25 protein-coding genes are annotated in these 24,138 nt (G+C 49.6%); 7 read left to right on the forward strand and 18 right to left on the reverse strand.

Features of this window, described 5'->3' with window-relative positions; genetic code table 11:
* The first annotated feature begins 95 nt into the window (after window positions 1-95).
* Window positions 96-1,478: an ABC transporter substrate-binding protein gene (locus H8B09_RS19420; RefSeq protein ID WP_191205239.1), complete on the forward strand. Its 1,383-nt coding sequence runs from the start codon at window positions 96-98 to the stop codon at window positions 1,476-1,478.
* An 82-nt stretch (window positions 1,479-1,560) separates the two neighbouring features.
* Here H8B09_RS19420 and H8B09_RS19425 read toward each other — a convergent pair whose 3' ends face one another.
* The 3 genes from H8B09_RS19425 to H8B09_RS19435 form a co-directional block, all read right to left on the reverse strand.
* Entirely contained in the window at window positions 1,561-2,313 is a 753-nt protein-coding gene (locus H8B09_RS19425; protein ID WP_191205240.1) for a DUF4163 domain-containing protein, read from the reverse strand.
* A 172-nt stretch (window positions 2,314-2,485) separates the two neighbouring features.
* Window positions 2,486-3,886, reverse strand: coding sequence for a sensor histidine kinase (locus H8B09_RS19430; protein ID WP_191205241.1), 1,401 nt, complete (start codon window positions 3,884-3,886; stop codon window positions 2,486-2,488).
* Window positions 3,879-4,553: a response regulator transcription factor gene (locus H8B09_RS19435; protein ID WP_191205242.1), complete on the reverse strand. Its 675-nt coding sequence runs from the start codon at window positions 4,551-4,553 to the stop codon at window positions 3,879-3,881. The genes H8B09_RS19430 and H8B09_RS19435 overlap by 8 nt, the downstream gene beginning before the upstream one ends.
* Before the next feature lie 211 nt (window positions 4,554-4,764).
* Between H8B09_RS19435 and H8B09_RS19440 the strand changes: the two genes are divergently transcribed.
* The 3 genes from H8B09_RS19440 to H8B09_RS19450 are packed head-to-tail and all read left to right on the forward strand — an operon-like array spanning window position 4,765 to window position 6,106.
* Entirely contained in the window at window positions 4,765-5,289 is a 525-nt protein-coding gene (locus H8B09_RS19440) for a hypothetical protein (RefSeq protein WP_191205243.1), read from the forward strand.
* Entirely contained in the window at window positions 5,289-5,972 is a 684-nt protein-coding gene (locus tag H8B09_RS19445) for a PspA/IM30 family protein (protein WP_191205244.1), read from the forward strand. The genes H8B09_RS19440 and H8B09_RS19445 overlap by 1 nt, the downstream gene beginning before the upstream one ends.
* Window positions 5,969-6,106, forward strand: a complete 138-nt coding sequence (locus H8B09_RS19450) for a hypothetical protein (RefSeq protein ID WP_191205245.1) — start codon at window positions 5,969-5,971, stop codon at window positions 6,104-6,106. The genes H8B09_RS19445 and H8B09_RS19450 overlap by 4 nt, the downstream gene beginning before the upstream one ends.
* A gap of 222 nt (window positions 6,107-6,328) precedes the next feature.
* Here the strand turns inward: H8B09_RS19450 and H8B09_RS19455 are convergent, their stop codons facing one another.
* The 8 genes from H8B09_RS19455 to H8B09_RS19490 all read right to left on the reverse strand — a co-directional run bounded on the left by H8B09_RS19455 (window position 6,329) and on the right by H8B09_RS19490 (window position 11,600).
* Entirely contained in the window at window positions 6,329-6,649 is a 321-nt protein-coding gene (locus H8B09_RS19455) for a hypothetical protein (protein WP_191205246.1), read from the reverse strand.
* Between the two features lie 275 nt (window positions 6,650-6,924).
* Window positions 6,925-7,464: an RNA 2'-phosphotransferase gene (locus tag H8B09_RS19460; protein ID WP_191205247.1), complete on the reverse strand. Its 540-nt coding sequence runs from the start codon at window positions 7,462-7,464 to the stop codon at window positions 6,925-6,927.
* Between the two features lie 259 nt (window positions 7,465-7,723).
* The gene (locus tag H8B09_RS19465; RefSeq protein WP_191205248.1) at window positions 7,724-8,077 is read right to left on the reverse strand and encodes a hypothetical protein; all 354 of its coding nucleotides are present in this window, start codon (window positions 8,075-8,077) and stop codon (window positions 7,724-7,726) included.
* 2 nt (window positions 8,078-8,079) lie between these two features.
* On the reverse strand, window positions 8,080-8,310 hold the full coding sequence (locus H8B09_RS19470) for a hypothetical protein (protein WP_191205249.1): 231 nt from the start codon (window positions 8,308-8,310) through the stop codon (window positions 8,080-8,082).
* Window positions 8,311-8,371: 61 nt separating this feature from the next.
* Window positions 8,372-8,644: a hypothetical protein gene (locus tag H8B09_RS19475; RefSeq protein ID WP_191205250.1), complete on the reverse strand. Its 273-nt coding sequence runs from the start codon at window positions 8,642-8,644 to the stop codon at window positions 8,372-8,374.
* A gap of 499 nt (window positions 8,645-9,143) precedes the next feature.
* A complete protein-coding gene (locus H8B09_RS19480) occupies window positions 9,144-9,485 on the reverse strand; it encodes a hypothetical protein (RefSeq protein WP_224753791.1) in 342 nt (113 codons plus the stop codon).
* 433 nt (window positions 9,486-9,918) lie between these two features.
* Window positions 9,919-10,731 carry a M20/M25/M40 family metallo-hydrolase gene (locus H8B09_RS19485; protein ID WP_191205252.1) on the reverse strand — a complete coding sequence of 271 codons (813 nt, stop codon included), beginning with the start codon at window positions 10,729-10,731 and terminating at the stop codon, window positions 9,919-9,921.
* 254 nt (window positions 10,732-10,985) lie between these two features.
* Complete coding sequence (locus tag H8B09_RS19490; protein ID WP_191205253.1) at window positions 10,986-11,600, reverse strand: PH domain-containing protein; 615 nt, start codon at window positions 11,598-11,600, stop codon at window positions 10,986-10,988.
* 377 nt (window positions 11,601-11,977) lie between these two features.
* Between H8B09_RS19490 and H8B09_RS19495 the strand changes: the two genes are divergently transcribed.
* The gene (locus H8B09_RS19495; protein ID WP_191205254.1) at window positions 11,978-12,901 is read left to right on the forward strand and encodes a GNAT family N-acetyltransferase; all 924 of its coding nucleotides are present in this window, start codon (window positions 11,978-11,980) and stop codon (window positions 12,899-12,901) included.
* A gap of 65 nt (window positions 12,902-12,966) precedes the next feature.
* On the opposite strand, the gene H8B09_RS19500 is transcribed toward H8B09_RS19495, so the two are convergent.
* Complete coding sequence (locus H8B09_RS19500; protein WP_191205255.1) at window positions 12,967-13,359, reverse strand: iron chaperone; 393 nt, start codon at window positions 13,357-13,359, stop codon at window positions 12,967-12,969.
* A gap of 360 nt (window positions 13,360-13,719) precedes the next feature.
* Here H8B09_RS19500 and H8B09_RS19505 point away from each other — a divergent pair, with 360 nt between their 5' ends.
* Entirely contained in the window at window positions 13,720-13,860 is a 141-nt protein-coding gene (locus H8B09_RS19505) for a hypothetical protein (protein WP_191205256.1), read from the forward strand.
* Window positions 13,861-13,963: 103 nt separating this feature from the next.
* Here H8B09_RS19505 and H8B09_RS19510 read toward each other — a convergent pair whose 3' ends face one another.
* The 5 genes from H8B09_RS19510 to proA all read right to left on the reverse strand — a co-directional run bounded on the left by H8B09_RS19510 (window position 13,964) and on the right by proA (window position 22,711).
* Window positions 13,964-14,317: a helix-turn-helix domain-containing protein gene (locus H8B09_RS19510; protein WP_191205257.1), complete on the reverse strand. Its 354-nt coding sequence runs from the start codon at window positions 14,315-14,317 to the stop codon at window positions 13,964-13,966.
* A 410-nt stretch (window positions 14,318-14,727) separates the two neighbouring features.
* Window positions 14,728-14,922, reverse strand: coding sequence for a hypothetical protein (locus tag H8B09_RS19515; RefSeq protein ID WP_191205258.1), 195 nt, complete (start codon window positions 14,920-14,922; stop codon window positions 14,728-14,730).
* A 131-nt stretch (window positions 14,923-15,053) separates the two neighbouring features.
* Window positions 15,054-16,160 carry an MBL fold metallo-hydrolase gene (locus H8B09_RS19520; protein WP_318152664.1) on the reverse strand — a complete coding sequence of 369 codons (1,107 nt, stop codon included), beginning with the start codon at window positions 16,158-16,160 and terminating at the stop codon, window positions 15,054-15,056.
* Window positions 16,161-16,531: 371 nt separating this feature from the next.
* Window positions 16,532-16,699: a hypothetical protein gene (locus tag H8B09_RS19525; protein ID WP_191205259.1), complete on the reverse strand. Its 168-nt coding sequence runs from the start codon at window positions 16,697-16,699 to the stop codon at window positions 16,532-16,534.
* Between the two features lie 39 nt (window positions 16,700-16,738).
* Complete coding sequence (gene proA / locus H8B09_RS19530; RefSeq protein ID WP_191205260.1) at window positions 16,739-22,711, reverse strand: anti-phage protein ProA; 5,973 nt, start codon at window positions 22,709-22,711, stop codon at window positions 16,739-16,741.
* 201 nt (window positions 22,712-22,912) lie between these two features.
* Between proA and H8B09_RS19535 the strand changes: the two genes are divergently transcribed.
* On the forward strand, window positions 22,913-23,689 hold the full coding sequence (locus tag H8B09_RS19535; protein WP_191205261.1) for an ABC transporter ATP-binding protein: 777 nt from the start codon (window positions 22,913-22,915) through the stop codon (window positions 23,687-23,689).
* Between the two features lie 46 nt (window positions 23,690-23,735).
* Here the strand turns inward: H8B09_RS19535 and mutT are convergent, their stop codons facing one another.
* Window positions 23,736-24,137 (reverse strand): 8-oxo-dGTP diphosphatase MutT, encoded by a 402-nt coding sequence (gene mutT / locus H8B09_RS19540; RefSeq protein ID WP_191205262.1) that lies wholly within the window; start codon window positions 24,135-24,137, stop codon window positions 23,736-23,738.
* Window position 24,138 lies beyond the last annotated feature (1 nt).

The raw sequence follows: 24,138 nt of genomic DNA on the forward strand, positions 1-24,138 counted from the left end.
TAATATTGTTATATATTATTTAACTTGGACAAATAAACCATTTCAAACAAGACATTGCCATGCACGATCAAACTAATACGAAGAGGTTCGATTCGATGAGAAGACGCCGATTAACGATTGCATTACTCTTATCAACCCTGCTGCTGCCGAATCTTCAAGCCTGCACTTCAACAACAGATGAATTGGATGTGGATGACAAGTTATTAGAAGACGATTCAAATCTAAACCTTGATCCGAATCCCGATTTGAAACTAACGCTTCGGTGGTACGGCAATAATGCGCGCGAGCTGCGGTACGGTGACGAAGTTTATTTTGATAAAATCCGCCAGAAGTTCCCGAACATCGAGATCGAACGCTACGAGGAGTTCATGGACGATAAACGGCTGCAGCCTACGGGGTCAGAAGCCCCATGGCCGATGGATACTCTGACCGACATGCTCTCCGCTCACCAAGAGCCGGACATTATCGTCGCCTATACCGAGCTAATTCCGAAGCTATCCGAGCTAGGACTTCTATCCGATATGGAGGAATACGTATCGGCCAACAAACTCGACCTATCGCGATTCGAACCGGCTTTCATCGAACAAGTGCGCAGCTATTCGCCTGATGGTCAACTGCTCGCCGTTCCGTATATGCGCACCTTGCATGCAATGAGTTATAACAAAGTGTGGTTCGATAAGGCTCACATTCCTTATCCAACAGACGGGATGACCTGGGAAGAGTGGATGCCGTGGGCAGCGAACATCAAGAAGAAATATGAGGAGATGAACGTTGGATCTACCTTGATATACGCCGTTAGCCATGCATTCGGTTACCCACTGCTCGCCTTGCAGCGTTCCGCATCTATACTTGATGCTGATACAGGGAAGGCCAATGTAACGAATGCCGATTGGACCGCAATTGCTCGAATTATGCAGATCCACTACGGCTGGATTCATACCCCCTTCGAAGTGTATAACGGACCAAGTCAGCCATACCATAACACGCTGGAATACTCAACAGACGGCTATGAATTAACCTATAAATTCATCAACTCTATATACGGGGAGCAATACTTTCAACAAAGCGACTGGGACATGGTTTCCTTCCCGACCTTCGAGGATAAGCCTGGCATCGGGCCTGATTTCGTCGGAGAGGTGCTCTCCGTCAATCCGAACAGCGAGCACCGGGAGGAAGCGTTCGAGGTGTTATCTTATCTCGTATCGGACGAGTTTCAGACTTGGAATGCCCGTCTAGGCAACGGTTCACCGCTGGCAGATCCGGCCATCAATGCCCAATTCGCCGTCGATAATTTATTCTATTCAGGTAAGAACGTCCGCGCCTTCTTCCATAACCAACCTGCTAAGCCTGCCAAGAAGAATGCGAAGGAACCCAAAGCCGAGTATATGATGAATGGTCTCATGGACGGATTCTACAATTCATCCAACCTTGTTGAGGAACAGCTGTACAATTTCGAAGAGAAATGGAATAATCGCTAAATTATAAAACACGTATGCGATATGCAAAAGGGCTCCCTGCCTGTCATCTTGCATGACGGTAGGAAGCCCTTCTATGTGTGCATTATTGCGCCGCAGCTCCAATGAACTTGCCTGCCAGGTCTGCTTTGCTAATCTCGAACTCCACATGATCGCCAAGCGCGCGCGGTACGGAAATGCTGATGCCCAGCGCGTCGTCCGTCCAATAAGAGAATACATTCAACACGTTGCCGATTCCAATATCGTCGGCTTGTTTCATATAGGTAAGAAGCTCTGCATCAGACCAGTTGGTTAACTCGTTAGCTGCTTCCTTACTCAGATCCAGACTCGGATCGAACGGAACGTACTTCGCTTGGTGCAGCAGCTTCACGAAGGAGTCATCCAGCTTGACGTTGTCCTTGAGCAGCATCTTCATTCCCGTTGTCAGATCCACATTGGTCGTAAAATAAATATTGTTCGGATGTGCAGCTCCTTTACTGTTCGCGTATCCGGTATATTGGATGCTGAGCACCTTATCATTCATCTGTTTCACTGTATAGTCGATGTCCATCGTCGTCTCGTTCGCAGCGTAGTAGCTGATCGCTTTGCGCGCTTCATTCTTGATCAGCGAATTAATCGTCTTCTCCCGCTTCGCATCCCCAAGATTCGTAACCTGCGGATACTGGATCTTCATCTCATGCTCGGTAAGAGCCGCACGTTCCAAGGATGGGGTTGCGGACTGACCTTCGCTAGTCGTCTGCTGAGCCGGCTCGGTAGTCCCCGTAGAATTCTCAGTTTTATCGCTGCTGCAAGCCGTTAAGAGCGCTATTAATATAAAGATGATGCTTAATCTAGCCATGTTCATTCTCCTTCGATCATACTTGAATGAACCGTACTGTGTCGTATAAGGACGACGACAGACGTTTCACCTTGCCACTTCCCATTATCCTCATTATAGAACACGGTCATTCGCTTCGAGTGCCGATATTGTGAGGATAATTCGACGAAGGAGTATACGAATGATGTCTGATCTATGCAGAAATCGGTATCCTGACGATAAATGCGCTGCCTTGTCCCAACCTGCTTGCTACCTGGATCGTGCCGCCGCAAGCCGCTGCGATACGCTTCGCAATGGCAAGACCAAGCCCGTGTCCGCCGAGATGTCGGGAACGCGTCTTGTCCTCTCGGTAGAATCGTTCGAATATTTTCTCCTGCTCCTCTGCAGGAATGCCGATGCCTTGATCGATTACGGCGATGGCGAGAACGCGATGGCCTCGCTGCTTCTCCTCGGCCAGCTTCACGCGTACAAGCGTGCCGGACGGTGAATATTTCACCGCATTGTCGACCAGTATGACGAGCAGTTGGAGAAGCCGCTGCTCATCGCCGTACACCAGCAGCTTGTCCGGCGCATCCAAGTCATGCAGAATCTGCTTCGCTTCGAACAATGGCGCAAGACCGTGCAATGTCCGCTCCGCGCTTGCCCGAAGATCGAATTGCGTGAGCTGCAGCTGCTCTGCCCCTGAATCCGAACGGGCCAAATATAGCAGGTCGCCGACCAAACGCGTCATCCCTTTGACTTCATCCTTCATATAGCCGAGCGTCCGCGTTTCGAATCGGTCTTCGTCTTCGTTCTCGTTCGGCGCAGCTTGTCTGCGCATCCCTAGCGTCTCGATCGAAGACATCAGTACGCTAAGCGGCGTACGCAGCTCATGCGAGGCGTCGGCGACGAATTCTCGTTGCCGCGCAAGCGACTGCGCGATCGGAATCATGGCTCGCTTGGACATGAGGTGGCTGACGAAGACGCACGCGACGGCAAACAGCAGCGTCAGACCGCCAAGCACCAGCGCAGCGGTTCGCAGCATCTCTTCCTGCGCGCTAATGTCGACGCCGACATACAGTGTTCCGATATTGCGGCCGGCAGCGGTCAGTTCCCGGCTTGCCACAAGGAATGACGTTCGCTCCTCCTGTTGGCCGTCATGATCTCGGAAGAACAAGCGGCTTTGCGTTTCAAGCTTTACCTTGCGAGGCTTATCGTCTCTTGCGCCCCATCCTTCTAATGCTCGCAGCGCTTGCGAACGAATCCCGCTCTGGCTCTCGTTGCCCAAGACGAGACTTCCCTGCTGATCCACCCAATAATAGAATGCTTGATCGGCGCCTATCTCGAACGAATTGTCCTTCTTATCGTTAAACTGGTTGGCTCGCATATTTCCGTAGTTTTCTTGCACGAATCGGAGCTCATCATCAAGCAGCGCATTCAGCTTGTTCTCCCGCTCGCTGCGGGCGGATTGCTGAAACAACGAGTAAGCGGCAGCAGCGAACAATCCGAGGAACAACAACAGCAAGGCACTGTATTGTGCGGTCAAACGCCAACGCGTCCGTTTGATCACATCGTTATGCAGGCTGCCTTTACGTCTGTCTTTTCCCCTAAGCATGGATTCGGTACCCGACGCCGCGTACGCTTTCGATCAACCCTTTGTGCCCGGCAATCTCCAGCTTCTTGCGCGCCAGCTTAACAGTCGCATCGACAGCCTTAGGGGTAACATCCGAATCGTATCCCCAGATGCGATCCAGAATCAGCTCGCGAGTGAGCACCCTCCCGCGGTTAACCGCTAGAAGATCGATAATCTGGAACTCTCTTGTCGTCAGCGAGATTCGCTGGTCCCCCAGCTGGACTTCATGGCTGGCTCGATTCAACCGAATCTCTCCCAATTGCACCATCTCCTCCATAAGAGGCGCGAAGTTGCGCCGGGTTAACGCGCGGACTCTGGCCAACAGCTCGTCCACCTCAAAAGGCTTCACCAGGTAGTCGTCTGCACCTGCATCGAGCCCCGTAACGCGATCTTGCAACGAATCGCGGGCGGTCAACATCAGTATCGCCCCCGCATAATGGGCTTGGCGCAGCTTGCGGCATGTCGAAGCTCCATCGCCCTCCGGCATCATCCAATCCAGCAGCACCACGTCATAGGTTGAGGCAAGCGCATAGTCGTATGCATCGCTGCCTGTCATTACCCAATCCACTCGCCCGCCGGTCTTGGCTTCCATCATATGAACAATCAATTCGCCAAGGCGAGTATCATCTTCCGCTAATAGAAGGTTCATCCCTATCAACCTCTCTGATCTTTGCTATCGTTTCTACTAAATGACTGCCTATAAGATAGCAAGCAAAGATGAAAGAAAGATGAAGACAAGCTGATAGTAAATTGAAAGTTGGCAACGTGATCGAAAGCGGACTTATGGAACTTCCTTTCACCGTTTTTTCACCAAAGGGCGATATTCTTGGGTTGTAAAGAAAACGAGGAGGTGAACATGAATGAAATCAACGAGATGGAAAATGTTAAAATGGCCGTTTCTCGCTGCAATTGGAGTTTTCGTGCTAATCATCTGCTCTGGTTGGACGCACGGCGGCCACCCGGGCTTCGGGCAGGAGACAGGCTTCGGACATGGCGGCGGTTCATTCAGAAGTGGCGATGGGATGTTGGTGCAGCGCATTCGCGTCACCGAGCATGACAGAGACGGGTTCGGACTGATCGGCTTGCTGGCGAAGCTCGGCGTATTGTTGATCGGGGCTGCGCTGTTTGCAAAGGGAAAATCGCTGCTGAAATGGATTGGCGGACTCATGGCAATCGTCGCGCTGTGGTCGCTTCTATCCTTCTGGACGATTGTCATTGCAGCTGTCGTAATCGGCGCTTACATCTATATTCGCAGGAGAAGCAAAGGCGGATCCGACATCGAGATGACACCTTCGGCGGAATGGCTTACGGCATCCGTACCACACAATGATGTTCACATCTTGGATCAATGGGAAAGGCAACTCAATAAGGAGGCGAAACAATAATGGGTATTTTCAAACGTGTCAAAACAATCGTACAGTCCGACGTGCATGGTTATCTGGATCGAATCGAGGATCCGGTCAATATGGTGAAGCAATATATCCGCGATCTTGAAGAGCAGCTGGACCGCGCAGCGGAGGCTTTAACCCAGCAACTGCTTGTCGAGCGAAAGCATGCCGCGCTTATCGAGCAGACGGAAGCGCTGCTTGCCAAACGCAGTCACCAAGCTGAACTTGCGGTTGACAGAGGCGAGGACGCGATCGCACAGATTGCGATTCGAGAGAAGCTGATTCTTCAAGAACGGCTTACGCAGTATCGCAGCCAATTCGAAGCCTTGCAGCAGCAGACGGTACAGCTGAAGGAGCAGATCGTACAGTTGAAGCATACGTACGATGCGCTGCAAGCCAAGAAGCACTATCTGATTGCGAGAGTGCAAACCGCCGAGGCGCTGAAGGGCGTGAACGGCACGCTGCACAGCTTCGATCCTCGGCAAGCCGTGCGCGGATTCGCGCGGATGGAAGAGAAGGTATGGCAATTGGAAGCGGAAGCGACCGCGCGCAAGGAAGTGCAGGCAATAACGAGCCAGGCTTCTGGCAACGCGCTGCAGGACAAGCTTCAAGACAGCGTGCTCCTGGAGCTGGATGCGTTAAAGCGTCAGCGCCAGGAGAAGGAGCTCAAGCAGCTGTGAGCCAAGCCGCGGCATCCCGTACGGCAGGCAGGCTGGTTCGAGCCTGCCTGCCTGGGGAACACGAAAAACCGACCATCGCTGATGGTCGGTTTTTCGAGATGACGGCTTACAAGGACCAATCGTCATCCTCGTAACGAGCGACAATAAGTGCTTTGATACCTATTTCCTCACTTGAATGAATTGCCTTCTCATGTTGATGCAAGTTTATGGAAACAGAACGATTGACTATTTGTTTGTTAAGGTCTTCTACCATTGTGGTTAACTCACAATTAAGTGCAATGTACCGCACCAAAAAAAAGACCTTGAATGGTATAAGCCATTCAAGGTCTCTGGGGTTACAATAGCACTACTATCGACTAAAAGTCGTACGGGTCAGCAACTTCAAAATCACTTTCATGCCAAATTTCTTTCTCAGCAAGCATTTCTAAGAAGTTATTAATCGTATTTCTTAAAGTTTCTTCAATGCAATAGCCTCTTCCTACACCTGGATAAGGGACTCCGTCTGAATCCTTTATCAACAAATTTGTGTATCCTGTTATTTCCCCTTTAATCCCCTCAAAAATTTTAACTTTAAATTTGTGATATGGCGTTTTATTCATCTCAATCACTTCGAATTCAGCAATACACTTTCGTATCGATGCAATGCCTGATATGCTTATAGCTTTCCAATCGTCCAAAGGATTCACCCTACCTTGTTCCAAAAGATACTATAGAATTATCTGGTGCTATGTCTATATACTTCCCATTTTTTGAATGCTATAGCACCAGTCAACCTTATGAGTTATACTTATCCACTAGCTAACCTCCAGCTCATTAGATACTATATTCACTTAAGTGCATACTATTAAGCCCCCAATAATTTTGGATACAGATTTTAAACTGGAAAGTCTTCACCTAAATGAAAACCTTGATAGGCGTTGAGCCAATCAAGGTTGAAAACTGAATTAAAATATTATTGTAATAAGATGTACTCAGGCGGAACACAATCCGCTAACCATACTACATTGTTACCCTGGTAAAACTTTACCCCGTCATTGAAGGCCTTTTCAGCATCAAGCTTTAGTAATACAGGGTCTGAATCTTTACGTTTCCCCACTAAATTCGCTGTATTAATATCAACTGATAAATGGACATACTGTCTCGCCATCGGTTGAAGTCCTTCTGATAAGATCTGCTCAACTAAAGGCCTCGCTGTACCATGATAAAGTATCGAAGGAGGGACATCGACCGTTTTATGTATTTTCTGAGGAATAGAATGACCGTATAGTGCTCTTATTCTGTCCTTAAAAATCTCATGTCGTTTTTTATCCGATAAATCAATCATTTGTCTTAAATCATTTTCCGTTACTGACTCCCATTGATTTTCAATGTGAAGTGCCATTAATAACTGGTTTATATAGACCCACCCTTCATTATCTAGCTCTAATTCATATTCCCAAGGTGCATGACGTAGTGCATAAGAAACCGCTTTGCTAAGTTTTGAATAATCCATATCATTCTCCTTTAAATAGTTTTCCTTGGTGTCTAAAAAGTAATATTCAAGTTCAACAAATTCAAAATAAAATCATTTCTCTTGCCTAATCTGATCTTATCTCGTTCAACTCATAGATCCAATAGGATTCTCCTATATTTTTATGAGCACATCATAAATACCACTTATATTATTAATTAAATTACGCATAGATAAACGAAGGCCTCATGTGGGAATAACACTCACATGCGGCCTAATTTTCTACACTTTAAACCTACTTCTAATCAAAATCGATCATCTCATTAATAGCGTCCTTAAACCAAGTCCAAAAATCAACAAACACTTTCCTTTGCTCGAATCCCGGAGAAGCATAGTCATGAATTATTTGAATTTGATCATCTTTCCCTAACTCAAAACATGCCACATCATCATTATCAATTCTCTCAGCAAATGGAACCAATTTTCTCTTGGGATATCGATTCTTTAACCCCTCATATCTGTCTAACAATCTTTCTCTATTCATAAAAACCCACGGGTCCAGATTAACCAATTTAAGATCAATCACTTTTTGTATTCCATCGGGATATTTAAATCCTTGCGGAAGTTGTGATTCATCAAGTAATTCATATAGCATATTTAGCTACCGTCCCATCCTATAATATTTGATCCATTTGGATACGTAGTTCTGTAAAGAAACCGTTTTGCCATTTCAACCGGAATCGATTTGTTTGATTCATGAATAATAGCATGAACATTAATCCTTGCTTGTCTCGCAGCAAGTACACGAGTATTGTCGATTGTGGTTAACTTACCGTACGCCATCCTAACAACATCTATCGGCTCACCTTTCCAGCTTTTTTTCGTCATACTTTCTGTTATCTCCTTAGCACCATTCACTGAACTCTGACTAAATCTAATTTTATACGGGTTAATGAAATTGTAATTCCTGAATGCCTGCCAACAGCTCGTCTTCCAACCATGCGAATGCATCAGCTGTTGCCGTATCTGTCGAAGAGTCATTCGACATCGACGCTACCTTTCCGTCAGCCGGCGCATTGCCAATGCCCGGATGATAGTCTGGCTCCGTGTTGCCACTGCTGTCCTCCGGTCCTTGCAGCGAACCCATGCTGCCGTTGCCGCTCTCCAGATCGCCGATCCAGCCGATGCCCTCGCGTATGCGCTCGCCATAGCGGTTGTACATCCGGCTTACTAGGCGGCCCCAATCATCATATCGTACCGCAAGGTCACCGTTCTTGTCTGTTAGTGCGGTAACATCGTCGTGTCCATTGTAGACGTACCAGAACGTTTGACCTTTGAGTTACCGACAATGGACGGCCTTCTTCGTTGAAGGTATATGACAGAATCGTTGTACCTGTTCGGTCCTCTTCGTCCATGATGACCCACGAATCGCCCTTGTAGTGATAGACGGTCGTTTCTTGCAAATTGCCCTTTCAGAACGCTGTCAGTGTTCATTAAAAAAAGATGACTCCTGATGAATTCAGAAGCCATCTCATAACTGCTCAAGACTATGGCAATTCATAAATAATGGATTACCGCAGCGTCTGTAACTAAATTAATCGTAATACTTATACAAAAACACAATTATTGACTACAAGAGTCAATAACTGTGCTTTGCATGTGCCTTCAAATAATTATAAGTGTAATATTGAACTTTCATTGTTCACGAGATCAATAAACATCTAATAATTACTTAAGTTGCTCTTTATTATCGCTACTCCCAACGAAATGGTCTGGTCCATTAAATTTATTAATTGCTCAATATCAATAGTAAACCTATACACTTCGGGATTCTGAGCAAACCTCTCCACCGTCTCATTATATATTAGAACCTCTTGACCACTTAACTTTACAATAAAATGATCCGTTAATTCTTTCTCATCACTAACTTTTGAAAGATGAAGAAAATCTTTTATTTCTTCAATATATTCCACTTTCACTTCAACTTCTAAAAATGAAATCAAACTTTTTACAGACAGTGGGTTGTTCCTCGTAATAAAAGTTCTCTTATCAAAACCATCCATAGCTTCACCACATCCTACTACTTTCTTTAACTTAATAAGGACTTTCGGCAAAAGATAAGCCGTTCGAACTGCTAGAATCCCGGTGAGAACTCCTAGAGCAAAAAGTTTTGGCCCATCCTTAAAGGTCGAAGAAAATAGCCTATATCGTATTTCATCTCCTATATCACTATCATTAGTCTAACGGTGTTATCACCGTAGTAATATAAATAATATAAATCATCGACTGTTACTTGAGTAACATTATTAATTAGTTCTTGTAGTTCCCACTTACCTTTGCCGTTATTCTGGGTAGCTGTTTTTAACAGGTACTTTAACTGATTGTGATCAAATACTCCGTAGAAATGGACACTCTCTAGCAATTGACCTAGCGACCAGTAATAAGCCCCCTCATTTTTCTTCGCAACCTCTACCCAATACCTAACATTTGCTGTTGCTAGGGGGAATTATATTCCATAACCGAGACCCTATTAAATAGGTCATTTGTTCCCGCCGTCTGCTGTGCCGTCGCATAGTTCGCCAACGACTGCACGATGAGGCGCACCGTGTCTTTGCAATAGCGGACATTCACATACTCTTGATCCGTATGCTCATACGCATAGCCGGCAGACAGATTAACAGACGGGATACCGTAGTTGGCAAAAGTGACAGCATCGCTAAGGCCGCCCTCAACCGCGCGCCAGCCCCTCATCCCGCTCATCGATCCGACCGTCTCCCAATACGAAGCAAGCCCCCAGTCGCAGAACGCCATTCGGCTGTTGCGCACGACGATGTCCCTGCTCCCTCTCCGATCGACGACGACGCTCATATCCACTCCGCTCAGCCATGCAAGGCTTAGCTGCTCGGAGCCAAGCCTTCCAATCTCCTCTTCCCGGGTAAAAGCAAGCTTGACTCGCCCATGGAACGTCCCGCTTCTCGCCAGACTGCGTAATACCGCCAGTATGATGGCGATGCCCGCCCGATCATCTGCGCCAAGCGGCCCCGTGCTGCTGTGCCAAATATCGCCGTCCTGCAGAATCGTCCGCGCCGGATCCACCCATACCGTATCCATATGGGCGCACAACAAGATCGTTGGCCCGTTACCCGTGCCATATATTCGCTCGGCAATGACATTGCCGTAATGATCGCACTCCACTCGTTCCGTCTGCTTCCGCAGACGTCTGATCAAATAATCCGCTACCGGCCGCTCCTGCCCGCTCGGGGCCGTGATCATAAGCAGCTCGTATAAATCGCGTTCCAGCTTGCGCATCGCGTGGTCTCCTTTTTGTTCAAAAATGCCTATAAACACAGCGCATCTCCGCCATTAATCGGATAGGACAACAACGACACCTCTGCATAGCTCCACTCGGAGAATATATACAGCAGGCGGTCATTCCATGACTCACTTCTGTGCTCGGATATTTCTATAAATCTAGTATTCCCTCTATCAGATCGATTAAACACGCTTCGTATAAAATGAAAAAGAGCCCGTTATTCGGGCTCTCGATGAATAGATGATGACTATTAATTGTTGATATATTTCTCGAAAACATAACCGAAATCCTTGACCTTGTACTCGTCAAGCTTACTCTTCTTCCAGCTGAACACCGACAGGTTGATCTGATCGAACTGCGTCGAGAGAGCGGCACTCTGCGGCATCGCGTGGCTGAGCGTTTCCTTCGCTACATCGATGCTCTCGTCGGACAGCTTCAAGTATTCGTAGTTGTGCTTCTTGATCTCGGAGATTTTGTACAGCGCTTTGTACAAATCCTTCAACTGCTCGAGCTGGCTCTTGCGCACATCGATGGAGAATGGTGTGTCGCCAATAACAAACTTGATTTCGACGTCCATATCGACCGTGCCTGCCGTCTCCAGCAGCACCTGCGAGATTGAATACGACGAATAGGAATAGCGCTTCAACACCCGTTTGGAGCTGAGCGCACTATCGCCGTCAAGATGGATAAGCGCAAGATTCGTAAAGCAATATTCGTCCTTCTTAGACTTGATGACGAAATAAATTTTCTCGTTATCCTCGTGGAAGACGTAGTCATCCGAGTCGACTTTGTCATAATCCGCCGCCGGGATGATCTGCCCGATATCACTGAGGCCAAACGCTTCCGATGCTAGCTTTTTGAACACCCTATACACCCTCTCATGTCGGATTGATACCTGCTCCCTTATGCTGGGAGGGCCCTCATTAACTGCATTCGTTCATTACTTTAGTCTACTGGAGAGAACCTGGCCGCACAAGAATGAATTAATGCCTGGGACGACGGTCAGGCCGCAGGATGCCAAGACTGCCTGGATTAGTGTTGCTGGGGCAGGGATCTGATGTGGATATATCCAGGCTAACGAACTGAAGTGACGTTATTTGGGTAGGAATGTGCCTGGGCTTCTACGGTTATTATCCGTCATTGATATCAAATTGCAACATAGCACCGCAACTACGTCTACCATATTAAGTATATACACCATGTAAGTTCCAACTTAGAGGGGCTTCCAAGGGGGAATGGTCTATGAACGATATAACGACAGAACTCATTATTCGTCCTTATCAGCAAGAGGACCTGCCGCTGCTCGGCGAGCTGCATCAAGCCGTCACGAAGCACAATCCAAGCGCTGTATTCTGGTGGGTCGGGGACGAAAGCAATTGGTCAAACGTCTACTGTGCTTATCAGAACGGGCAGATGATTGCCAAAGGGCAGATCAGCATCATCAATGTCATACCGGCTGGACGCTCGTCCGAGAGCAAGCACAATATCTATATCAATGTGAAAACAGTGCCGGATCGTGCGGACGATTACGAGTTGCTCAGACAGCTGCATGATCGGCTCTATGCTAGGGCGCTGCAGTTGAAGGACACGCTGCCGCCAGAGTATGGCACGCTGCTCTGTGTCGGCAACGATCATTCGGAGACGGCGAATAACGCGTTCTTCTTGCAGTCGGGGTATCAACATCTAGTAACGCTATTCCGCATGCAGCACGAATTGACTGAGCCTATCCCATCGATCACGCTAGAGGAAGGGTTCGATTTCGCGCCTTGGGATATGGCAACCGCCGAGGAGGAAGAGGAATATCTTGCAGTTGATGCAGAGATTTGGCCGGACAAGCCGCTTGGCTTAACCCGCTTGCATGAATTCAAGGGCCGTCCGAATTGGCGAACATTCACCATTCGGCAGAATGGCACGCTTGTTGCAAGCGTGATGGTGTGCGAGGAGGAAGGCGCAGGCGAGATTGAAGAGGTGTTCGTCCGTGAGCCTTGGCGCAAACGCGGACTAGCCCGCTACCTGCTTGCGCAAGGGCTTTCCTACATTCAATCGATCGGCTTGCCGAAGGCCGGACTTATGGTTCTTGCCGACAACAGCTCCGCGCTGACGCTGTACGAATCGATCGGTTTCCGGACAGTGAGCCAAGAGATTCGGTATTGCATCGAGTTATAGTCAGTAGGAGCTATGCATGGATAGCAAGAGGGGCGATCATCGGCCCCTCTTCTCTCATATATAAGCTAAGACTCTTTCTTCTTTGCAGTCTTCTTCTTCGCTGCAGCCTTCTCAAGATTCTCCGCGACCCGGAATTGAACGATACGGCTAATCAGATCATAAGGAATCGGCTTGTCCAGCGGGAATTGAATGGCGCCTTTCGACCATTTCAATCCGGTGAGCTCGTGTTCGAATTCCTTAATGCCGCTGCCGCTCGGATAGAAGCCGATGTGATTCTTGAATGCGGCATAGAAGACGAGGTTGCCATGCAGTGCGAACGCCGGCATTGCATAGCTGATTTTCTCTGTTGCTTCCGGCACAATCTCCTTAATCAAGCTACGAATCGATTGCAGCTTCTGTTGAATGTCTGGTGCGAAGCTTGCAATATATTCATCCGTCGTAGTGAACGTCGCTGTCATAGGTGCCTCCTCGAAATCATTACTGGCAATACTGGTCCAGCTATTAGCTATTGCCACCAGTATAACATGACGAGACGCAGAAGCGCCGTCCCGAGGGAAGACGCTCTACAATCGCTATTGCTTATTACCGTTTCGCATTCAGTTGTAGGTTCAGCTCTAACTGAATGGGAACAATCATTAGATTAGAGAGACAATCATTGTATAAAAACGAGCCCAAAAAGTGTCGACCTTAAATAAGTAAAAGAAGCTAAAAATAGTGCACCTGGCTTCCGAAGCACGTCGATGCATAGCAAAAAGCACTCGCTATATTTTCAAAGTTAGAACGAGTGCTCTAACAATGAAAATTATAGGAGTGCTTAAGTGGAATCAGAACTTTTAGAGATGGACCTAAACTTCAAAGAAAAGTTTAAATCCAATATAGAAAATTTAAATGAAGTCTTTTTAGAGAAAAAGAGAAAAGAGCAAAAGAAAAAATACTACAAACAGAAACTTACAAATTGAGATCTTAAAAGAAAGTTAGATTTTCAATAGAAACTTGAGATTCAAACCAAACTTGAGATTCAAATGAATAGAAACTGATTTTTTAATATCAAGACTTGTACACTTATCCCATACTTCGAATGGTAGATACGCCTACGAGTATATAATCTAATTCTTTTTTAGTTAAAGGTTCGCCATTTATCAGTATTATAGCTTCCGAGTTCACTGGTTCATATTCATTTAAGTCAATATAAAAGGGCTCTTTTCCTGGATAATTCGAATCATTGTCATCTAACAGCCAATCCACTGTCACATTATAAAACTTTGCTAATTTCTTTATTGTTTCCAGATCCGGCTCACTGACGCCGTTCTCATATCCGCTTAATGTCTTCGCATGAATACTAGTTGATTGTTGGACTTCTACTTGCGTAACCTCTTTCTTTGTTCTTGCATATTTTAGTCGCTCCGCAATTTTCACGAACGCGCCTCCTTTTTATTGCTAAAATTAGACAATTTACACCTGTTGACTCTTAGAATCTAATCCATTATTCTACTAAAGTGTTCATTTTATTCTTAGATACTAGGAGTTGGTAGACGACTATGCTAACCGTTCTAAACAGTAATTGTGATCGCTGCAAACAAGACAAAATTTGTGTCCGCTCAATTAAGAATGATCGAGAAACTCATGTTTGCGAAGATTGTATAAGCGATTTATTCGATTATGAAGATTTATGCCGACCCAGATCTTTGATGCTTATCAAATAAATGCCTAAACCTTATTCCATCATATCTTGTCTACGTTCCTGTTAAATAGGTACTTCGGATATATATATGAAAATTCCTTCCTCGCCCCGGGTTTCCGGGACGAGGAATTCTATTAAGTTCGGATCATTTATTTATTAACTTATAAGTCTCGAGGATATAGTAATATTCCTCTTCATGGTCCTCCAACGTTATTTGCCGTTCATCCTCGTAGTTCCCGCTTCGCATAACAAGCATTAGAATTGTACCTTCGCCGATCAACAGATAGTGCACATCCCCCTCTGGCGGGATTTGCGCTGAGTCTAAGGAACTGTAACCCATTCTCTAACTCCTTTCTACCATTGCATAAGAGAAAGTATATCTCATAGAGCCTACGGGACTTGTCGAGATCTGACGGAGCGCACTAAATATATTCTTTTAAATTTCGCGGCGTAAGAACGAGCAAATTGGCGTTATTCCTTCCACCATGGGGAAATAGGATAGAAATCCGCATTAATTCGAACAGTTTGTCCAATTCTCGGCGTGCACATCTGCACGCCCCGCTCATTCGCGCTGCGGATCGCACGTTCAACCGGATCGGTCCAATCATGCAGCGCCAGCGTAAAGCCTGCCCAGTGAATCGGAAGCAGCACTTGGCCCCTCACATCGAGATGCGCTTGAACCGTCTGCTCCGGCATCATATGGATCGCAGCCCAACGCTCGTTGTATTGCCCACATTCCATCATCGTCAGATCGAATGGCCCATACTTCTTCCCAATCTCCGCAAAATGGGGCCCATATCCGCTATCGCCGCTGAAGAACACGCTTGCGCCTTGGCCCTTGATCACCCACGAGCACCAGAGCGTGGCGTTGCGGTCGTTCAAGCTCCGCCCCGAGAAATGCCGAGCTGGCGTGCAAGCCAGCGACAGCCCACGGAACGTATACTCGCTCCACCAGTCAAACTCATGGATGCGCTCTCGCTCGATGCCCCAACGCTCGAAGTGGCTGCCAACGCCCAGCGGTACGATGAAATGGCCGACTTTCCCTTTCAGCCGCTGGATCGAGCCATAATCCAGATGATCATAATGGTCATGCGACATGATGATCGCATCAATCGCCGGGAGCGAGTCGATGACGCCTGACATCGATTCGCTGTATCGCTTGCCGCCGATGAGCGGGACGGGAGACGGCGCACGTCCCAGCATCGGGTCAAGCAATAGCGTGACCCCGTCCAGCTCTAGCAGCGCAGCCGAATGGCCGAACCATGTCACCTTCGGCTCGCCGCTCTTGGTCTCGGTGGCATGCAGGCTGAGCGGAGCCAGGCGAAGCGGCTGCCGCGGCCTTTTGCGCGGATTACCCTTGATATACTGCTTCAGCAGATCCGTCCCTTCCTTCGCATTCATCCCCATGCTCGTCGGGATTAGATTGACGAACTTCCGCGTCTGCTTGTCGTAATGCGCCGACTGCTTGAAGCGCTGCCGCGTCTCCTTCGAGGCGCGGGCACCGAGCGGCGGGTAGAAACGCATAATAAGGGTGGCTATGACGATAACGGCAACGATAATAAGTAATAATGGGATCACGTGCGTTGTCTCCTGCCTTCGTGTACAGCGCTGACGGCTGTAAAATTGTTGTCTATGTAAAGGGTTATGAATACTGACTAGCGTTTGGATGGTTCATCGACTTGTTACTGCCGGGAAATTCCCATAATCCCAATTGGGACTTGGCCAGCTCTAAGCCTCGTAATCAACAGTTTACCCTACGCATTCTCAATAATGGCAGCATCCACATCAATCATGCTGCTCCTCCTTATCTGGATCGAAACCACATTGGAAATGGTACGAAACATCATGTGTTCATTGTACACGATTAAGGATGGAAACAGGAGCCGACGGGGCTTGGCTGAAGCAAAAAGATCCACCCTGAATTATCAGGATGGATCTTGCACTTTTATTTACTTCTCATCGGGGTACAACCGTTTTAAAGATTTTAAAAGGTCTGCTGTAGAAGCATATTCACCTTTATGATAAGCCTCAACACTTTCATTGATTAACCGTTTAAGTGATGGATTGGTAAGCACCTCTAATGCGATGGAACTTTGATCTTTTTCTTGCAGTCCCACTCTAATCACCACCACCAGTCTAGGAATGTCAGTTACATCTTACCCGCGCCGATAGCTGATCCGCCCGTTCTCGATCTCCGCGTTGCCCCTGCTAATCGCTACCTGAAGTCCAGCCTGAACAGCACGTTCCAATGCGCTGCCTGAGCGAGAATAGCCTAGCAGCTTAACGGTCTCCCGCGTAATGTCTTCGACTGGCAGACTGCCTTGATTAAACAGCAGCTCCTTCAGCGCATTGGCGACCTCGTCCGGCGGCAAGTCCTCTGCGCTTCGACGCTCCTGCTCATCCTCTGCGACGCGGAAATGTTCATATCGCTTCGGATCAAGTTCCGGCGGCCAATAGAACAACGTCTCCTCGAAGGTCGTCGTCTGCAGCTCCAGGTCACGCATCAATTCGTCTACAAGCCGCTCCACTCGCGAACTCGTCCGTGTCACTCCCCATGACTGCAGCACCCGCTTCACAAGCAGCGATCGACTGATCGGTCCTTCGCCTTGAACAACTTGTTGGATCTGCTTGCGAACCGTTCTGGCATTGATCGGGTTGTAGATCTCCTCCGCGGGCAGCGTTACTCGGCCAAGGGTTACGGACTTATACGGCATTCGCCAAGTCTGCTGGCTGCCGACATGACCTGCCGCAGCACTGATCTGACTAGTGGTTGAAGCAACATTAACTGTTGTCGAAGATGTTGGCGGCGATGGTGCTGCCTCTGCCTCGCTGGCAACGGGTTGCCGTGGAAGCTTACTCAGAATCTCCGCATAGGCAGAGTCCTTCTTCAACCGGATCTCCGACGAACGTTCCTCCATCTGCGCGGCTTGAATCGCATGCACGATCTGCCCAATCACTTTGGCCGGATTGTCCAGCCAATCGAGCGACCACACGCGGTGGATTCGCCAGCCAAGCTGTCGAAGAACTTGCTCACGCAGCACTTCACGGTCCCGTGCTGTCGCGCCTTCTCGATAGCTCATTCCGTCAGTCAGGACGGCAAGCACATAATGCCCCGGGTCCGTTGGATCAACAATCGCCAAGTCCATCCGGTAGCCTGAAGTGCCGACATGCAGATCCACCTTGTACCCTTGCTCTCTTAGCTGTTCTGCGATCTGCGCTTCGAAGCCATGCTGGCGAGAAGTCAGCTGATCGGCTTGAATGCCAAGCGCAGCATGGCCTTTCTCCGCATACTCCAAGAAGGAACGCAGCATCGCGACGCCTTGCGACTGCGTTCTGGATACATCCAGTTGATCCGCTCGCAGCGTGGAGTAGACATGCATCTCATGTCTAGCTCGCGATACCGCGACATTCAATCGACGCCAGCCGCCTTCGCGGTTGAGCGGCCCGAAGTTCAGTACCACCTTGCCGCTCGCATCTGGCCCGTAACCAATCGAGAAGAGAATGACGTCTCGTTCGTCGCCCTGTACGTTCTCAAGATTTTTGACGAAAATCGGTTCCTTCAACTGCGACGCCAACTGCTCCAATTCATGATCCTGCCGGAATGCATCGTCCAGCAGATCCTCGATCAGCCCTTGCTGAATGGAGTTGAACGTTACGACGCCGATGCTGTACTTCGGCGACTCCGTGCTGCGTAGTCTGCGAACTATGTCTGCAACAACCTGCTCAGCTTCCGCCCGGTTCTGTTTCGTTCTGCCGCGATCATAGTAGCCTTCAACCGGATGCCACTGCACATTCGATCTCCTCTCATGAGGGGATGGGAACGTTAGCAGCTTGCCTTCGTAGAAATGCCGATTGCTGAATGCAATCAGGCTCTCATGTCGACTCCGATAGTGCCAGAGCAGATGCTCTTGCGGCATCCCGAGCGCAAGACAGTCGTCCAATATGCTCTCCAGATCGTCCGGCACGACCATATCGCTCGCGTCCTCTTCACTTGTCTGCGCCGAGAAGAAGCTTGTTGGCGGCAGCTGCTTCGGATCGCCCACTACGATGACGTTGCGACCTCTCGCCATTGCACCAACCGCCTCGCTTGTTGGCATCTGCGAAGCTTCATCGAATACAACAAGATCGAACGGTGCATATTTCGGATCGAGGAACTGCGCGACGGACATCGGACTCATCAGCACGCAAGGGCACAGCCGATTCAATAGATTCGGAATTTGCTCGAACAGCTTACGCAGCGACAACCCTCTGCCTCCGCTTCGGATTGCCCGAAGCAGAATGCCTGCTTCGGAGCTTGAAGCCGCCGCGCTGCTCAGAGGCGGCACATTCGCAGCCAAGCGCGCAGCAATCTCTTGTCTCGTCAGCTGTTCGAAGCGGCTGTCGATTTCGCGGAAAGCTCTGATTTTCTCTTCGAACAATCGTCCCGAGAATGAAGCCAACTGTTGATCCGTTCCCACAATATAATGAATGATCGCCTGCCACCATGCACGCTGGAACGAAGGCACAACATCTTCATGCTGCAACTCGCCGGCCTCATAAGCCTGAACGACCATCGATAGTCCCGCCTGCTCCGCTCGATCCCGAACAAGGCGCCAGCTGCACCATTCGCGCAATTCATCGACAACTCCGCCCCATTGCGCCGTCATACTCGCGCGATAGTCCAGCCAGAGCTGACCGCTGCGCTTCGCATCAATCTTCGTCCAATCCAGCTTGAGCAGCTCAGAAAGCTGTTGTTCAAGCTTCGCTCGTTCACGATTCACAGTTACGAGCTTGTCGCAGGAGGTGCCGCGCTGCTTCAGGAACGCTTCCGCCCCACCGGCCAGCTGATCTGCGAATCGGACAGCGCCCAGATTAGCCTGCGTCGTATCCTGATATAAACGCAAGAGCGCCTGCTGCAGCCTGCCGCCCCACTCATTAAGCTGCTGAACGCCATCCCAATCCGCCTCCCCGTTATTCCACAGGGAACCGAGCAGGGGTGCTGTTACCGACTCCAGCTGCTTGATCGCAGCCGATGCCTCTTGGTACTGAACGACCTGCGTTAATACTTGCGCGACTTCGGTCTTCGAGAACCCTCCGCTAGGCAGCGCCAGCTTGCGCAGCAGCTTATAGATCCGGTTCTGCTTAAGCAGCTTAGGCAAGAACCACTTCAGCTCCGAGCTTCTCCACTCTGCTAGTAGAGAGGACGCTTCCAGCGTTAATACGTCGGATGAAAACTGTGAGAGCAGACCAGCACGTAATGATTGACGGGCACGACCTTGCTCAATCGCCTTCGTTAACTGCTCGCTGGCGCTGCTCCAATCCTGTGCTCGGAGCAGGCTGTGCGGTACGGCAGTCGGCATCGAACGCAAGCATTCCACGACATCTGCCAACAATGTGAATTCGTGATCCGTCGGATCGGAGTGAGCATATCCAAGCCACGCGGAAACATCCGCATATGCCCCGCGAAGATCTACTAGCGTATTGGCATACGCCGTAAGCCATTCCACAGCTTGCGACCGCATCGTTGGTGTGTACATGCTGCAAGCAGCATCCGTCCAAGCGTTGCCGAACGGATGTCCAGCAGCCTCGCCTGCAATGCGAAGCTCCTTCACGCAGCTGTCCCAGTTCAGCCATTGTTCGCGTGTCATCGAACTTGCGACGGCTGGGTCAATCGCCTTAATCGGTGCGGCAGACTTCACTCGGCCATAATGGCCAATGGCTTCATACAGCGTTGCGCCGCAATCATACTTACGATGCAGCGCATCTACATAAGCGTTAAGCTCGCTCCGAGCCGAAGCCAGCCGAGCGGCCTCCTGCCTCCACTCCTCTGGCGAAGCCTGGTGAGCAGCTTCCAGCGACAAGCGCAGCTGCTCCAGTACGGCTTTCTTCGTGCTTTTGTTCGAATGCAGCTCCAAACAGAATGGGCCAAGGCCAATCGCTGCAAGGCGGCTTTGTACGACGCTGAGCGCGGCCATTTTCTCCGCAACGAACAAGACCGTCTTCCCTCCCGCAAGAGCGGAGGCGATCATATTCGTAATCGTCTGCGACTTCCCTGTTCCCGGAGGGCCGTGCAAGACGAAGCTCTGCCCCGCGTTCGCAGCGCTGATCGCCGCGATCTGAGAGGAATCAGCGCTAATCGGCAGCATCAGCTGATCAGGTGCATATCGCTGATCCAACTCCGTTGCTTGCGGGAACGCCTCCTCTGGCGTCCAATTGAGCCGCCCTCCGATAAGGCTGGCAACTATTCGGTTACGGGCCAGATCGTCCGCTCGGCTGCGAATATCGTTCCACATCACGAATCGATTGAACGAGAACAAACCAATAATGGCCGTCTCTACAACATCCCATCGCGATAGATTCATAATGACATGACGGATCATCGTGAACACAGCCGCCAGATCAATGCCATGTTCATCGCGCGGCAGCGGGTCAAGCCCGCTGACCTGAATGCCGAAGTCCTGCCGGAGCATCTCCAGCAGCGTAATATTCACTTGCGGCTCTTCGTCTCGTATACGAAGGACGAAGCCGGCACGCGATGTTTTGCGCACCAGCTCAATCGGAATAAGTACAATTGGTGCGTATCTTGGCTGCTCGCTCGCTGAGGACTCGTACCATTTCAACAGACCTAGGGCGAGGTACAATGTATTCGCGCCATTCTCCTCCAGTGATACTCTCGCTGACCGGTAGAGATGGATCGCCTTCTCCAGCAGCAGCCGTTCATCCGCATCGGCACGCAGCCGCTTGCTCTTAAACTCCTCATAGACGAGAAGGTTCAGCGGATGCTCGCTGCTCACCTGCTTGAACAGCTCTGCGCTCCTCTCCGAACGATCCCAATCGGCGGGCTTGGGCAGCAGTTGAAACTCTTGCCCATCCGCAAGCGCATCCTCCAGTTCGCCAAGACGTGTATGAAGCAGCGGCAGCGCCGACTTCGTCATACGGAAGTTGAGCAGTGTATTGCGAAGCGTTAGATCAAGCAACTTCCGCTCCCACTGCTTCAGCTTAGTCACTGAGATCGAATCTACTTCCACAGGACGCGACTGAACCGTGATCTCGTCAGGCGCTTCTCCCGAGGCAGACTTGGTCTTGTGCCTATTGGACGGTTCATCCAGAAACTCAAAACCGCCTGATTCTGAAGCTATTCGAATCGGAATCGGCCGTATCCCGCTGGAACGGGCGCGTTTCACATCAATGAAGCCGAAGAACTTGTCGGGCTGATTGAGATGCTTAACAGCCAATCCGGCTGCGTCCTGATAAGTCGATTGGCTGCCTGCGCACATGGCGGTTGCTTCCACGATGCTGATGTCGTGCACGCCTGAAGCGAGCTTTTTGCTAAGAAGCGAAATATCATCCTGAATGCTCTCTGCGAACGTCTCATCCACGAGCCAGACGCCTGGGAACGCATGCCCATCTGTAAAAATAAGAAGCGGATGCAGACCCGCCGCTTCCAGACATGCGGTGTACAGCAGCGATAGGTCAAGGCAGTTGCCCATCTTAGGTGAACGAATGATCGCGTCCGGCAGCCTAACCCGCTGACCAAGCTCTTCGAAGCTCGCAGGCGCAACGCAATACGTTGGCTGATGCACTTGTATCGCGTTATAGATGGCAGCCGCTTGCTGAAGCACGCGATTCGGGTTATGGCTCTGATACGCATCGAACGATGGATTGCCTGTCCACTTACCCAACCAAGTCGATGCCTCATGAAGAAGCTGTGCCGTTATCGGATGATTCGGCATAATGAAGGCAGCCACCATCTCAGGCATAACAGCCAGCCCGCTCCATTGATCATAGGCGAGCAGCGTAAGAGAGACTCGCTCATGGATGAGCGTCTGCCCCTCATGGGTTACCTCTAGTATAAGAACACCTGTCAGTCGTTCGGTTAAACCTGCTAGCAAAGGTCCATTCAGCTCTAGATGGATCGGTCCCAGTTCAAGCGGCTGCCCCGTTGGCATGTGATCTATATTTTGAGACCAATTGATCGTGAATTCAGGCTCTGTCTTCAATCGGATCTGTACACCGGACAGGTCGGCTTCCGAATGGTTGTGAAGGGTCAGCTTACGAATAATAGGGACAAAATTCTGCTGCATCGCATAGTTGATAACGTCATACCGAATCCATTCAAAGCTTAACCGTTGCGTGTTGTCATGCTCCATTCGACCTCTACCTTTCCGTGTATGAATATATGAGGAAACCTATATGTTTCACTATACATTAATTGGGTATTATTTCCTACAATTACCGACGGCTATCGTCGAATCCTAACAGCTTATGATACAATAATCTAATTACTTATGCCTATTGTCCACTAGAACGAATAATAGATCGAATCATCGTACGGAAGGAGTATAACTTCAATGATTATCGAGATCGAACATGCGACTTATCGGAAGGAAGGATTGACGCTGCTGAAGGATGTCAGTTGGCAGGTGGCCCCAGGCGAGCACTGGGCGCTGCTCGGGCTTAATGGCTCCGGCAAGACGACGCTGCTTAATCTGATCAACGGCTATTTCTGGCCAACGGAAGGGACGGTCCGTGTACTGGGGCATCGATTCGGAGAAGTCGACCTTCGAGCGCTGCGCAAAGAAATCGGATGGGTCAGTACCTCTCTGCAGGAGAAACTGTACGCCTCCGACCGTGTCCAAAATATCGTGATCAGCGGCAAGCACGCAACGATCGGCCTCTACGACCAAGTTGAAGAGGATGATGTAGCGCTCGCTCGTACCTTGTTCGCCAAGCTTGGCTGCTCGCATCTGTGGGATCGCGAGTTCCGCACTTGCTCGCAAGGCGAGAAGCAGAAGCTGCTCATCGCACGTGCGCTTATGGCTAAACCTCGTATCCTTATACTAGACGAGCCTTGTAACGGATTGGATTTATTTTCGAGAGAGAGATTGTTGGAAAGCATCAAGGAGCTCGCGGAAAGTCCAGACGCACCAACGATCATCTTCGTCACACACCATACCGAGGAAATTCTGCCGGTGTTCACGCATACGCTGCTCATTCGGCAGGGAGAGATCGTGCGCAGCGGTCGGAACGAGGATGTACTGACGTCAGATGTGCTCAGCGGGTTCTATGATTCGCCAGTTGTGGTGGATACGCATGGCGAGCGGGTATATGTGCGGATTGCGGACTAAATGATGAAGGACCATGGATAGGTGGCATCCATGGTCCTTCTTGGCATTACTCGTTAAGGCGTGGCTTGCTGGAATGGAGCATCTCTACGAACTTCACGTCCGCAGGGGCGAAAGTAAATGCTGTGAGCTCTCGCGCGGTGATCCATCGGTACTCATCATGATCGGTTAGCGTAATCGTACCGCTTACGTACCGCGCGCGATATGCGATAAGCCGAATATGCGTCGCACCATAGTGATGGTCATTCACACCGAAGAAGGCGTACGGATCGATCTCAATCTCCATCTCTTCCATAAGCTCACGGCGGAGGCAGTCATCTGCCAGCTCACCTTGCTCAATCTTGCCGCCCGGAAACTCCCACATCCCCGCCTGCGACTTGCCCGGCTTGCGCCTTGCGATTAGAATCCGGCCTTGCTCGTCTTCAATGATGGCAGCTGCTACTTGGATCATT

Source organism: Paenibacillus terricola, assembly GCF_014779765.1.
GTDB classification, from domain to species: domain Bacteria; phylum Bacillota; class Bacilli; order Paenibacillales; family Paenibacillaceae; genus Paenibacillus_T; species Paenibacillus_T terricola.